Here is an 11,478-nt window from a genome sequence, read left to right as displayed (position 1 = left end):
CTAGCGGCGGGGTGCCGCGAGGGTCAATGCGCTAGGTCGGTCAATCGGGCTTTTGGCGGGCGCTGTGCGCAGTGAGCCAGGCGATCAGCGCCGGCTCGTCGGCGGCTTCGATCGGCGCCTTGTAGACCGTTTTCATCTTGGTGATCGTCTCGCGCCACTGCATCGGTGTGAGCGCCGGCTGGTGGGTGACCATCGCTGACGAGTGGCAGGCGAGGCAGTTGGCGTTCATTGCATCGGCGCTGTTGCGGGCGATGTCCTCGAACGCGCCATCCTCATCCGACAGCACCAGCGATTGCGGGGCGGCGGCGATGAGCAGCAGGGCAGGCAGGATGAAGAGGGCGCGCATCAGACAAGCTCCATGGGCACGGCTTCGCTCACCCCTCGATAGAAGCCGCCGGGGTTCCAGTTGGCCTCCATCGCCTGGCTCTCGCCACGGCTGTTGGTGGCGCGGGTGCGCAGCACATGGGCGCCGCGCGGCAACTCCAGCGCCGCTTCGAAGCGGCGGAAGCTGTGGCGGCCATGGTCGGGGCCGAGCGTGGCGGGCTGCCAGCTGCGGCCATCGTCGGCGCTGATATGGACTGCGGCCACATGCGTGTCCCCGCCCATGGCGACGCCGCGAACGGGGAGGCGCTGTGTCCAGGGCTGGCGGGCGCCGGGTGCGAGGTTGGTGATCACACTGCGCGGCACCATGGCGGTGACCGGGCGCGTGGCGAAGCCGCTGGCGCCGGGGATGACCGACGCGTGCGGCGTGGCCGGGGCGCGATAGGCCTTGGCCATCCAATAGCCGTCATCGGGCGTGGCCAGAATTTCGAGCTTGTCCAGCATCTTGACCCAATAGGTGCTGTACCAGCCGGGCACGACCAAGCGGATCGGTGCGCCATGGATGAGCGGAAGCGCGACGTCGTTCATATGGGTGGCGAGCATCACCTCGTCGTCCATGGCATGATCCAGCGCCAGCGACTTGGCGAAAGCCGGGGCACCCTCGAACGGCGGCGCGTCGAGCCCTGACGCGCGAACAGCAAGGGCGCCGGTGTTCGGGTTTGCCAGTGCCAGCACGTCACGCAATCGCGGGCCTCGCCAGCGTGCGTTGCCCATCGCGCCATTGGCCCATTGTGCGCCGGGCACGCGCGGCGCGAACAGCCCGCGGCCGTTGCCGGCACATTGGTTGATGGCGATCACTTCGGTTTGCGGCAGGCGCGCAAGGTCTTCGAGGGACAGGCTGAGGGGCTTCGCGACATGGCCGCTGACCGAAATACGGTGCGCCGAAGGGTCGATATCGGTCGGGAAAGGGTAGTGCCAGCGCACGAAAAAGCGCTCGGTGGGGGTGAGCGTGCTGGCTGCGAGGCTGTCCGCATCGAACGCCGCCAGCGGGGTTTCGAGCAGCGGCGGCAGCGAGCGCTGCACGATCATCGCGCGCTTGCCCTCGAACGGATCGGCCAGCGGCCGCGTGGAAGCGATGCCGAGCCCGAGATCGACGGGCGCCGCCGCCGCCGGGCTCGCGGCGAGGACTGAAAGCAGGTGGCGGCGCGAGATCATGCCGCCACCCTAGGCGTCAGGCGTTGGTGAGGAAATGCAGAACATCGCCGTCCTTCACCACATAATCCTTGCCCTCGGCGCGCAGCCGACCGTGCTCCTTGGCGCCGGCCTCGCCATTGTGAGACACGAAATCGTCGAACGCGATTGTTTCGGCGCGGATGAACTTCTTTTCGAAATCGCCATGGATTTCGCCGGCCGCCGCCGGGGCCTTGGTGCCGCGCTTGATCGTCCAGGCGCGCGCTTCCTTGGGGCCGACGGTGAAGAAGGTCTGCAGCCCGAGCAGGCCATAGGCCGCGCGCACCACCCGGGCGAGGCCGGTCTCGTGCAGGCCGAGGCTCTCCAGATACTCCACGCGGTCCGTCGGCGGTATGGTGGCGATCTCGGCTTCGATTGCCGCAGATACCACCACCGAGGCCGCCCCCACGCTCGCCGCCATCGCCTCGACTGCAGAGCTCAGCGCGTTGCCGCTCGAGGCTGACGCTTCCTCGACGTTGCACACATAGAGCACCGGCTTTGAGGTGAGCAGCTGCGCGAGCTTGAGCGCGCGCGCCTCCTCCTCGTCCTTGGGGTCGGTCAGCCGCGCCGGCTTGCCTTGGCGGAGCAGTTCGAGCGCCTGGCCGAGAACGGCGGCCTGCACCTTGGCCTCCTTGTCCCCCTGTTGCGCCTTTTTGAGCAGGGCGGGCACGCGCTTTTCGAGCGATTCCAGGTCGGCGAGCATCAGCTCGGTTTCCACCGTCTCCGCATCGGCGACCGGATCGACCCGGCCTTCGACATGGGTGACATCGTCATCGATGAAGCAGCGCAGCACATGCACGATGGCATCGGTCTCACGGATATTGGCGAGAAACTGGTTGCCGAGCCCCTCCCCCTTCGAGGCGCCGCGCACCAGCCCGGCAATGTCGGTGAAGCCGAGCTGTGTCTCGATCACCTTGGCCGAGCCGCCAATTGTGGCGAGCTGCTGCAAACGAGGATCGGGCACCGGCACCGCGCCCACATTGGGCTCGATCGTGCAGAAGGGGTAATTGGCAGCCGCCGCCGCTGCCGTCTCGGTGAGCGCGTTGAACAGGGTGGACTTGCCGACATTGGGCAGACCGACGATTCCGCAGGTGACGGGCATTGTGAATCCTATCGTTGGGGCAAGGTAAGGCGGGCAACTTCGCTCATGAACCGGACATCGTCCCCGTCAAGATGCCATGGCAGGCTGCGTGCGACGGCGCCAAGCAGATCATCGCGCGGCGCCACTTCGGCACCGCTGAAATTGCCGAGCACGTGCGGGGTGACGGCATCCTTGTGGCCGGGATGGCCGATGCCGAGCCGCACGCGGCGGAAATCGGGAGAGAGATGCGCGCTGATCGAGCGAATGCCGTTATGGCCTGCCGCCCCGCCGCCGAACTTGACCTTCATGCGGAACGGATCGAGGTCGAGCTCGTCATAGAAGACGCTGAGTTGCGTGGCAGCATCGAGCTTCCAGAAGCGCACCGCCTCGCCGACGCTGCGGCCGCTTTCGTTCATGAAGGTCATCGGCTTGAGCAGGACAAGCTTGTGGTCGCCGCAGCGACCTTCGCTCACCAGGGCCTGAAAAGCGGAGCGCCACGGGCCAAAGCCGTGGACTGCAGCGATGCAGTCCACGGCCATGAACCCAATGTTGTGGCGATGCCGGGCATAGGCTGCGCCCGGGTTGCCCAGGCCGACCAGCAGTTGCACGGCGGTCGTCCGAGCTTAAGCGGCGGTTTCTTCGGTCGCCGCTTCGGCGTCGGCTTCGCCATGCTCGCTCTTGAGCGCGGACGGCGCAACCATGGTGGCGATGGTGAAATCGCGGTCATGGATGTGCGACTCGACGCCCTTGGGCAGCTTGACGGCACTGATATGGATCGAATCGCCGACATCGAGGCCGTCGAGGCTGATGTCGATCCGATCCGGAATGTCCGAAGGCGCGCAATCGAGCTGCAGTTCGTGGCGGACGATGTTGAGCACCGCGCCACGCTTCATGCCGGGCGACATTTCCTCGTCGACGAAGTGCACCGGCACAGCGACCGTCACCGACTCATTGCCGGTCAGCCGGAAGAAATCGACGTGGATCGGCCGATCGGACACGGGGTGGAACTGCACATCGCGCGGCAGCGTGCGCGTGATCTTGCCATCGACTTCGATCTCGACAACCGAATTCATGAAATGGCCGGTCGAGAGCTGGCGGACCAGGATCTTCTCTTCCAGATGGATGGGGGTTGCAGCCGAGCCGGCACCATAGATGACGGCGGGCACGCGGCCTGTACGACGGATGGCGCGGGAGGCTCCCTTGCCTGCCCGATCCCGAGGTTCAGCCGCGAGCTTCAGAACTTCACTCATGCTCGCTTCTCCAGTTGTTGCTCGCCGCCCCCAGCCTCCAGGGATGCAGATCGGGGTGTGCGACGAAGCGGCGGCCTTAAGGGAAAGGGGGGCGAAAGGCAAGCATGGGCTGCCCTCGCACCCCTATCTGCGCCTCGACTTTGGCGGCGGCGTCGGGAGCGGCAAGCGCTGGGCCGGGAAGCCGCGCGCGGCAAGCAGCGCCAGCAGGCCATCGGGCCCACCGAAATGCCCCGCACCCACCGCAAGGAAGCTCTTGCCGGGCCGTGCCATCTCGGACACCAGGAAATGCGCCCAGCGACGGTTGCGCCCGGCAAGCAGCACCTCATGGAGCTTCGGCGAGGCCTTGGCTTCGCTGGCGAAATCGCGGGCGATGCCGTCCATGTCCCCCTTCTGCCAGAGCGCCACCATCGCAGCCACTTCGGCGCGCGCCTCGGGAATGTCAGTGAGCGTGGAGGTCAACATAGCCTTCTGGTCTGCTTCGGGCAGTCCGGCAAAGAAACCGAGCTGCTCCTGCGCCGATTCGAGTGCCACCAGCGGCTTGTCCTGTTTCGCCGCCCGCGCCAGCAACGCCACTTCCACACCGGCTCCGGCTGAAACGCCGGCGCGGGTGAGCACCGCTTCGCCGAGCGTGATCGACACCAGCCATGGCCGCATCCGGTCGAGCGCAGGCATCGGAATGCGCAGCTCAGCGGCGGTCTTTGCCAGTGTCGCATAGGTTGCTGCATCGAGCCGCTCCTTGAGAGGCGGAAGATTGGCATCGATGCCGAGCTGCTCGATGATCGGGGCCAACGCGAAACGATCATCGGGAAGCTTGGTTTCCACGATCAGCCGACCGGCCGCATCGAAGCGCCGCTGGGCCTCGGGCGAAAACCAGTCGACGCCGGCCGGCAGCGCATGGACAGTGGCGAACAGCGTCAGCTCGGTATCGGCATCGCGGATCACCCAGACCGGCGGCTGGGCCCTGGCAGGTGGCGGGACGGCAGGTTGCGCGCTGATCGGGGCTGCCAGCAGCAGCAGCAAGGCAAGCAGCAATCGGATCATGCCCGTTCGATCATTTTGGCGGCCAATAGCTGTCCTTCAACAGTCGCTTGTAGAGTTTGCCGGTATCATGGCGCGGCAACTCGGGCAGGAAGTCGACCGATTTCGGGCATTTGACATGGCTCAGCCGTGAACGGACAAAGGCCAGCAGCTCGGCTTCCAGTGCCGGGCCGGCGAGCGCCATGTCGCGCGGCTGCACAACCGCCTTCACCGCCTCCCCCATTTCGGCATCGGGCACGCCGAACACCGCCACATCGGCCACTTCCGGGTGCATCGTCAGCACATTCTCCGCTTCCTGCGGATAGACGTTGACCCCACCCGAGATGATCATGAACGCCGCCCGGTCGGTGAGGTAGAGATAGCCATCGGCATCGACATGGCCGATGTCCCCGAAGGTGACGCCATGGTCGTTCCGCACGCTGGCGGTCTTCGCCTCGTCATTGTGGTAGGAAAAGCCGGGGCCGCCATGGAAATAGATGCGGCCGGTCTGGCCCGGCGGCAGCGGCTCGTCGCCATCTCCGAGCACGCGGATCTCGCCGAGCAGCGACTTGCCGACCGAGCCGGGGTGCGCCAGCCATTCCACCGAATCGAGCGCGGTGAAGCCTGCGCCTTCGGTGGCGCTGTAATATTCATGGATGATCGGCCCCCACCAGTTGATCATCGCGTGCTTGACGTCCACCGGGCAGGGTGCGGCGGCATGGATGGCGACCTTGAGCGACGAAAGGTCATGCGCCGACCGCGCTGCTTCCGGCAACTTGAGAAGCCGCACGAACACGGTGGGCACGAGCTGGCTGTGCGTCGCCTGGTAGCGCGCAACAGCTTCCAGATAGGTTTCGGGCTCGAAGCGCTCCATCACGATCACCGTGCCGCCGAAGCGGTGCACCGCCATGCAGTAGCGCAAGGGGGCGGCGTGATAGAGGGGCGCCGGGGACAGGTAACGCATGCCCGGCCTGAAGCCGTAGAGGTGGGCCACCAGCCCGAGCAGCGCGTCGGGCGCCGCCAGTTCGCCTTCCGGCAGCGGCCCGCGCACGCCCTTCGGCCGGCCGGTGGTGCCACTCGAATAAAGCATGTCGCGGCCGGGGGATTCGTCGGCAATTCGGCTCACCGGATGCGGCGCCAGGGCTGCGTCGAGCGGCACGAAGCCGGGGATGTCGCCGCCCACCGCGATCCTGGCCTCGGCCGGCAGATGCGCCGCCGCGGGGGCTGCCACCGCCGCCAGGCCGGGATCGGCAAACAGCACCCGCGCCCCGGAATCGGCAAGGATATAGCCGGCCTCGTCGGCGGTCAGCTTCGTGCTCATCGCGACGAACACCAGCCCGGCTCGCTGGGCACCCCAGACCAGGGCCATAAAGTCGAGGCTGTTGGGGAGCATCAGCGCCACCGTATCCCCCCGCACCAGCCCAAGGCTTCGCAGGAGGTGCGCCACGCGGTTCGACCGGGCCTCGAGCTCGGCATAGCTCAGGCTGGCACCCGACCCCGCCATGATGACGGCTGGTGTATCCGGCATGGCAGCAGCATGGACATGGGGATGCATGATGGAACCCTTTCGTTTGCTGGCAGCTACCATGCTGCCGCGCGCACTGCCCACCCCGCACTTGGCATAGGCCGCGAAACGCCGCCGAAGTGCGACGCAGCAATTTCACACCGCATGACGGTTGCGAAGCGTCGAAGGGGCGGCTAAAGGCCTTGCCAATATGGCATTCAAACTCCCCGACTTCACCGACCGCGCCAAAGCTGCGGCCGAAGCCCGCAAGGCCAAGCTCGACAAGTTCAAGGCGGCCCCGCCGCCCGCCGAAGAGAGCCTTGCGGCGCGCGCCCGCGCTGCCGAAAAGCGGTCCGAGCGCGAGGAACAGCGCAAGCTCGAGCGGGCCGAAAGGGCCCGGTTGGCGGAAGAAGCTCGTATTGCCAAGGAGGCCGAGTCGGCCGTCAAGGTCGAACAGGCGCGGCTTGAATCGATCGCCCGCGAGGCTGCACAAAAGGCAGCACGCGATGCGCGCTATGCGGCACGAAAGTCCAAGATCAAATAGGCTGGCTTATTGGGCGGCCGAGCATCTCAGTCGCCTTCAAAAGCCATGAGTGCGGTCACGTCGACGCCATTTGCGCGCAAACGGGCAGCTCCACCGAGATCGGGAAGATCGATGGCGAACGCGGCGTGCGCCACCTTCGCACCCGCCGATCGCAGCAATTCGGTGCCGGCCAGTGCGGTCCCACCTGTCGCGATCAGATCATCGACGAGCAACACCGATTGGCCCGGCTGCACGGCATCGGCGTGCATCTCGATGCGGTCGTGCCCGTATTCCAACGCATAGTTGATGCCGGTCACCCGGCCCGGAAGCTTGTTCTGCTTACGCAGCAACAGAATTCCGCAACCGAGCCGATGTGCAAGTGCCGCCCCGAACAGAAAGCCTCGCGCCTCGATGCCGGCGATGAGATCGGGCGGTGATGCGATTTCAGCTGCCATCCGCTCGATCGACAGTGCAAAGCCCGGGCCATCCAGCAGCAGCGTCGTGATATCGCGGAATTGAATTCCAGGCTTGGGATAGTCCGGAATCGTCCGGATGAGGGCGGCGAGATCGGCGTTCTTCATGCGCAGACGCTAGGCGAGACCAGCCCCAAACAAAAGGGGCAGCGGCCCATGGCCACTGCCCCGATTGCATCCGCCAGTCCAGGCGTTACGCCGACTTTGGCTTCTTCACGTCCCGCCACACCTTCTTGTAGCTCAGATAGCCCAGGATGGTGAGGATGAGGAGGAAGGCGATCGCCGCCACTCCGGTTTCCTTGCGGTTGTCGAGCTTGGGCTCCGCAGTCCAGGCGAGGAACGCGGAGACGTCGGTCGCGTAGTTGTTGATCGTCGGGGCCGTGCCGTCGGTATATTCCACCTGCTCATCGGAAGCGAGCGGCGGCGGCATGGCAATGGCGAGCGACGCGAACCATGGGTTGTACCAGAGCGTGTCGGCCTTCTGGAAATCCGTCGGCACCTCGTCGCGGTAGCCGAGCAGCAGCGACCGGACATAGTTGGTGCCATCGTGCCGAGCCTTGGTGATGAGCGAAAGATCGGGCGGATAGGCACCGTTCTGGGCAGCGCGGGCAGCAACTTCATTGGCATAGACCGGCGGGAACTTGTCGGCCAGCGTTGCCGGCCGCGTGGTCGGCTCGCCACTCTCGTCGATCGACGGGACGGTGTATTCCGCTGCAATCGCCTTCGCCTGGCCTTCGCTGAAGCCCAGAGCCAGCAGATCGCGGAACGCGACGCGGCTGATCGAGTGGCACGCCGCGCACACTTCCTTGTAGACCTTGAAGCCGCGCTGGAGCTGGCCACGGTCGAAGGTGCCGGTGATGCCGATATTGCCGATGCCGTTGTGCGACCAGACAATCTGCTCTGGGTGCTCGTGGTGCGCCTTGACGGGGTCGTAAGGCACCTCTTCGCGAGGCTGCACGGCGCCCCAGAGCACGGTGACGCAGAAGAGTGCGCCAGCAGCGATCGCACCCTTCTGCACGAGGGAAGCGCCAGTGAGGGCGGCAACAATGCCGGATTTAGCCATTGATCGGGTCCTTATTCGGCAGGCTGCGCGACCGCGCCGCCCGGCCTGCTTCCATCACCAAGCGTACTTCCGCCGAACTTCGAGAGCACAGCTTCCGAAATCGAGTTGGGCAGCGGCAACGGCTTTTCCAGGCGGCTGACCAGCGGCAGGATGATGAGGAAATGGGCGAAGTAATAGGCAGTCAGCAATTGGCTGATGATGACCCACGGCTCCTCGGCCGGCTTGCCGCCTGCCACGCCCAGCCCGACGCAGACCGCCACGAACACCCAGAACAGGATCCGGTTGAGCGGACGATACTTGTTCGAGCGCACCGGCGACGTGTCCAGCCAGGGCAGGAAGAACAACAGCAGGATCGAGGCAAACATCGCGATCACGCCCCAGAGCTTGGCGGGAATGAACAGGAAGTCGGTCGTGAAGGCACGCAGGATCGCGTAGAATGGCCAGAAATACCATTCTGGAACGATGTGCGCCGGCGTGCTGAGCGGGTTGGCGGGGATGTAATTGTCCGGCTCACCAAGCGAGTTCGGCATGAAGAACACGAACGCCGAGAAGATGATCAGGTACACGCCCAGCCCGAAGAAATCCTTCGAGGTGTAATAGGGGTGGAAGGGCACGGTATCCTGCTCGCTCTTCACATCGAGGCCGGTCGGGTTGTTGGAGCCCGGAATGTGCAGCGACCAGACGTGAAGAATGATCACGCCGAAGATCACGAACGGCAGCAGATAATGGAGCGAGAAGAAGCGGTTGAGGGTCGCATTGTCCGGCGAGAAGCCGCCGAGCAGCCAGGTCTGGATCGCTTCGCCGACGAGCGGCAGAGCGGAGAAAAGACCGGTGATGACTGCAGCACCCCAGAAGCTCATCTGGCCCCAGACGAGCACGTAACCCATGAAAGCGGTCGCCATCATCAGCAGGAAGATGACGAGGCCGAGCATCCAGAGCACCTCACGCGGCGGCTTGTACGAGCCGTAATAAAGGCCACGGAAGATGTGAATGTAGACGACGGCGAAGAAGAAGGACGCACCCACGGCGTGCATGTAGCGAAGCATCCAGCCACCATTGACGTCGCGCATGATGTGCTCGACCGAGTCAAAGGCAACGCTGGTGTCCGCGGCATAATGCATGCCGAGCACGACACCGGTGATGATCTGGATGACCAGCGCCACACCGGCGAGCACACCGAAATTGTAGAAATAGTTGAGGTTCTTCGGCGTGGGATACCCCGCACCGAGAGCGCCGTAGACGAAGCGCGGCAAGGGCAGCCGGCTGTCCATGAATTTGCCGATCTCGGTCGTCGGCTGATACTGCTTGGCCCAGGGAAAGCTCATGGAATCCTCCGTTAGCCGATGGTGACCGCGGTCGCGGACTTGAAGACATATGGCGGAACTTCAAGATTGAGCGGCGCCGGTCCCTTGCGGATGCGACCCGCCGTATCATAGTGCGAACCATGGCACGGGCAGAAGTAGCCGCCAAAATCACCGCGGCTTTCGCCCTGGCCGGCACCCAGCGGCACGCAGCCGAGATGGGTGCAGACGCCGAGCGTGATCAGCCACTTGGCATTGCCCTCCTTGGTGCGATCGGCCAGCGACTGCGGGTCGCGAAGACCGCTGACATCCACCTGATTGGCCGTCGCGATTTCCGCAGCGGTCAGGTGCCGGGCAAACACCGGCTTGCCGCGCCAGCTGGTCTTGATCGCCATGCCTTCCTCGATCGACGCCAAATCCAGCTCGATCGAGGCGAGTGCCAGCACGTCGGCCGACGGGTTCATCTGGTTGACCAGCGGCCACACCACTGCACCGACACCGACAGCGGCGGTGGCGCCGGTGGCGATGTAGAGAAAATCGCGACGCGTCTCACCCTGCGGTGCAGGATTGTCTGCGACGGGAGCCTGGGTACCGCTTGCCATCAAGCCACCTTTCGAAGCTGCATGAACAGAAATTGCGAGCCGGCAGCACCGCGAGGCCCCGCCATTCAACTCTGTGTCCAATAGCCATGACACTCCCCTGATGGCAACGGCCTTTTTGTGGACATTTTGGCGCGGTGGTTCCGCCTGTCGCGGCTTGAACTTCGACGGCGTGGCTGCCGAATTGGCCTTTTGCAGTGGCTGCTTTTGGCGCTAGGGACCGGATCATGTACACGCTCGATGATCGACAGACCGCTGCCCAGACCTGGTTCCGGGAGGCGCGCGACCGCATCTGCGCAGCACTTGAATCGGTGGAAGACGATGGCCGGGGCGAAGGCCCCGCCGGCCGCTTCGAGCGCGTCGCCTGGAACCGCAACCCTGCGTCGAACGAGGATACTTCAGGCTTCGGAGGAGACGGCGAAGGCGGCGGCGGCGTGATGAGCGTGATGAAGGGGCGGGTCTTCGAAAAGGCCGGCGTCAACATCTCCACGGTCCACGGCGTCTTCGCACCCGAATTTGCCAAGCAGATCAACGGCGCCGCCGAGGACCCGCGCTTCTTCGCAACCGGGATCAGCCTTGTCATCCACCCGCGCAACCCGCTGGTGCCGGCGGTGCACCTCAACACGCGCTACCTCGTCACCACCAAGCGCTGGTTCGGCGGCGGCATGGATCTCAACCCCGCCATTGCCGACGATGCGCAGACCAGTGACTTCCACGCCGCGCTGAAGGTGATGTGCGACCGCCATGACGCGAGCTATTATCCGGCGCATAGCAAATGGGCCGAGGAGTATTTCTGGGTGCCGCACCGTGGCCGCCATCGCGGCGTGGGCGGCATTTTCTACGATCATCTCGACAGCGGCGACTGGGAGCGCGACTTCGCCTATACGCAGGATGTTGGGCGGACCTTTGCCGAGCTCTACCCGCGACTGGTTCGCGAGAAGATGGCCCTGCCGTTCACCGAGGAGCAGCGCGCCGAGCAGCTGCGCTACCGCGGACTCTATGCCGAGTTCAACCTCGTGCACGATCGCGGCACGGTTTTCGGGCTCAAGACGGGCGGCAATATCGAGGCGATCCTGATGAGCCTGCCGCCGCTGGCCCGTTGGGACTGACGCTTCC

Annotated in this window: 13 protein-coding genes; 2 read left to right on the top strand and 11 right to left on the bottom strand. The window is 65.1% G+C overall.

What is annotated here, in order from left to right:
• Positions 1 to 40: 40 nt before the first annotated feature.
• The 7 genes from FHS79_RS04110 to FHS79_RS04080 all read right to left on the bottom strand — a co-directional run bounded on the left by FHS79_RS04110 (position 41) and on the right by FHS79_RS04080 (position 6,454).
• Positions 41 to 346, bottom strand: a complete 306-nt coding sequence (locus FHS79_RS04110; RefSeq protein ID WP_184195816.1) for a cytochrome c — start codon at positions 344 to 346, stop codon at positions 41 to 43.
• The gene (locus FHS79_RS04105) at positions 346 to 1,536 is read right to left on the bottom strand and encodes a molybdopterin-dependent oxidoreductase (RefSeq protein ID WP_184195813.1); all 1,191 of its coding nucleotides are present in this window, start codon (positions 1,534 to 1,536) and stop codon (positions 346 to 348) included. The genes FHS79_RS04110 and FHS79_RS04105 overlap by 1 nt, the downstream gene beginning before the upstream one ends.
• Positions 1,537 to 1,552: 16 nt before the next feature.
• Entirely contained in the window at positions 1,553 to 2,653 is a 1,101-nt protein-coding gene (gene ychF, locus FHS79_RS04100) for a redox-regulated ATPase YchF (protein WP_184195810.1), read from the bottom strand.
• Positions 2,654 to 2,661: 8 nt separating this feature from the next.
• Positions 2,662 to 3,240, bottom strand: a complete 579-nt coding sequence (gene pth, locus FHS79_RS04095) for an aminoacyl-tRNA hydrolase (RefSeq protein ID WP_184195807.1) — start codon at positions 3,238 to 3,240, stop codon at positions 2,662 to 2,664.
• A gap of 15 nt (positions 3,241 to 3,255) precedes the next feature.
• Positions 3,256 to 3,882: a 50S ribosomal protein L25/general stress protein Ctc gene (locus tag FHS79_RS04090; RefSeq protein ID WP_184195804.1), complete on the bottom strand. Its 627-nt coding sequence runs from the start codon at positions 3,880 to 3,882 to the stop codon at positions 3,256 to 3,258.
• Positions 3,883 to 4,005: 123 nt separating this feature from the next.
• Complete coding sequence (locus FHS79_RS04085) at positions 4,006 to 4,923, bottom strand: TraB/GumN family protein (RefSeq protein ID WP_184195801.1); 918 nt, start codon at positions 4,921 to 4,923, stop codon at positions 4,006 to 4,008.
• 10 nt (positions 4,924 to 4,933) lie between these two features.
• Positions 4,934 to 6,454 carry an acyl-CoA synthetase gene (locus FHS79_RS04080; protein ID WP_184195798.1) on the bottom strand — a complete coding sequence of 507 codons (1,521 nt, stop codon included), beginning with the start codon at positions 6,452 to 6,454 and terminating at the stop codon, positions 4,934 to 4,936.
• Between the two features lie 160 nt (positions 6,455 to 6,614).
• Here FHS79_RS04080 and FHS79_RS04075 point away from each other — a divergent pair, with 160 nt between their 5' ends.
• Entirely contained in the window at positions 6,615 to 6,947 is a 333-nt protein-coding gene (locus FHS79_RS04075; protein ID WP_184195795.1) for a DUF6481 family protein, read from the top strand.
• Positions 6,948 to 6,973: 26 nt separating this feature from the next.
• Here the strand turns inward: FHS79_RS04075 and FHS79_RS04070 are convergent, their stop codons facing one another.
• The 4 genes from FHS79_RS04070 to petA all read right to left on the bottom strand — a co-directional run bounded on the left by FHS79_RS04070 (position 6,974) and on the right by petA (position 10,365).
• Positions 6,974 to 7,507: an adenine phosphoribosyltransferase gene (locus tag FHS79_RS04070; RefSeq protein WP_184195792.1), complete on the bottom strand. Its 534-nt coding sequence runs from the start codon at positions 7,505 to 7,507 to the stop codon at positions 6,974 to 6,976.
• Between the two features lie 85 nt (positions 7,508 to 7,592).
• Positions 7,593 to 8,462, bottom strand: a complete 870-nt coding sequence (locus FHS79_RS04065) for a cytochrome c1 (RefSeq protein ID WP_184195789.1) — start codon at positions 8,460 to 8,462, stop codon at positions 7,593 to 7,595.
• An 11-nt stretch (positions 8,463 to 8,473) separates the two neighbouring features.
• Positions 8,474 to 9,787, bottom strand: a complete 1,314-nt coding sequence (locus tag FHS79_RS04060; RefSeq protein ID WP_184195786.1) for a cytochrome b — start codon at positions 9,785 to 9,787, stop codon at positions 8,474 to 8,476.
• Positions 9,788 to 9,798: 11 nt separating this feature from the next.
• A complete protein-coding gene (petA, locus tag FHS79_RS04055) occupies positions 9,799 to 10,365 on the bottom strand; it encodes a ubiquinol-cytochrome c reductase iron-sulfur subunit (protein WP_184195783.1) in 567 nt (188 codons plus the stop codon).
• Between the two features lie 224 nt (positions 10,366 to 10,589).
• Here petA and hemF point away from each other — a divergent pair, with 224 nt between their 5' ends.
• The gene (gene hemF, locus FHS79_RS04050; RefSeq protein ID WP_184195780.1) at positions 10,590 to 11,471 is read left to right on the top strand and encodes an oxygen-dependent coproporphyrinogen oxidase; all 882 of its coding nucleotides are present in this window, start codon (positions 10,590 to 10,592) and stop codon (positions 11,469 to 11,471) included.
• The last annotated feature ends 7 nt before the right edge of the window (positions 11,472 to 11,478 follow it).

It is taken from the genome of Polymorphobacter multimanifer, from assembly GCF_014205635.1.
Taxonomy (GTDB): domain Bacteria; phylum Pseudomonadota; class Alphaproteobacteria; order Sphingomonadales; family Sphingomonadaceae; genus Sandarakinorhabdus; species Sandarakinorhabdus multimanifer.
This window is presented reverse-complemented; position numbering and strand designations above follow the sequence as displayed.

Bases quoted from the DNA above. Each gene is read 5' to 3' on its own strand.
- FHS79_RS04110 (WP_184195816.1), bottom strand. From the start codon at position 346: ATGCGCGCCCTCTTCATCCTGCCTGCCCTGCTGCTCATCGCCGCCGCC.
- FHS79_RS04105 (WP_184195813.1), bottom strand. From the start codon at position 1,536: ATGATCTCGCGCCGCCACCTGCTTTCAGTCCTCGCCGCGAGCCCGGCG.
- ychF (WP_184195810.1), bottom strand. From the start codon at position 2,653: ATGCCCGTCACCTGCGGAATCGTCGGTCTGCCCAATGTCGGCAAGTCC.
- FHS79_RS04090 (WP_184195804.1), bottom strand. From the start codon at position 3,882: ATGAGTGAAGTTCTGAAGCTCGCGGCTGAACCTCGGGATCGGGCAGGC.
- FHS79_RS04085 (WP_184195801.1), bottom strand. From the start codon at position 4,923: ATGATCCGATTGCTGCTTGCCTTGCTGCTGCTGCTGGCAGCCCCGATC.
- FHS79_RS04080 (WP_184195798.1), bottom strand. From the start codon at position 6,454: ATGCATCCCCATGTCCATGCTGCTGCCATGCCGGATACACCAGCCGTC.
- FHS79_RS04075 (WP_184195795.1), top strand. From the start codon at position 6,615: ATGGCATTCAAACTCCCCGACTTCACCGACCGCGCCAAAGCTGCGGCC.
- FHS79_RS04070 (WP_184195792.1), bottom strand. From the start codon at position 7,507: ATGAAGAACGCCGATCTCGCCGCCCTCATCCGGACGATTCCGGACTAT.
- FHS79_RS04065 (WP_184195789.1), bottom strand. From the start codon at position 8,462: ATGGCTAAATCCGGCATTGTTGCCGCCCTCACTGGCGCTTCCCTCGTG.
- FHS79_RS04060 (WP_184195786.1), bottom strand. From the start codon at position 9,787: ATGAGCTTTCCCTGGGCCAAGCAGTATCAGCCGACGACCGAGATCGGC.
- petA (WP_184195783.1), bottom strand. From the start codon at position 10,365: ATGGCAAGCGGTACCCAGGCTCCCGTCGCAGACAATCCTGCACCGCAG.
- hemF (WP_184195780.1), top strand. From the start codon at position 10,590: ATGTACACGCTCGATGATCGACAGACCGCTGCCCAGACCTGGTTCCGG.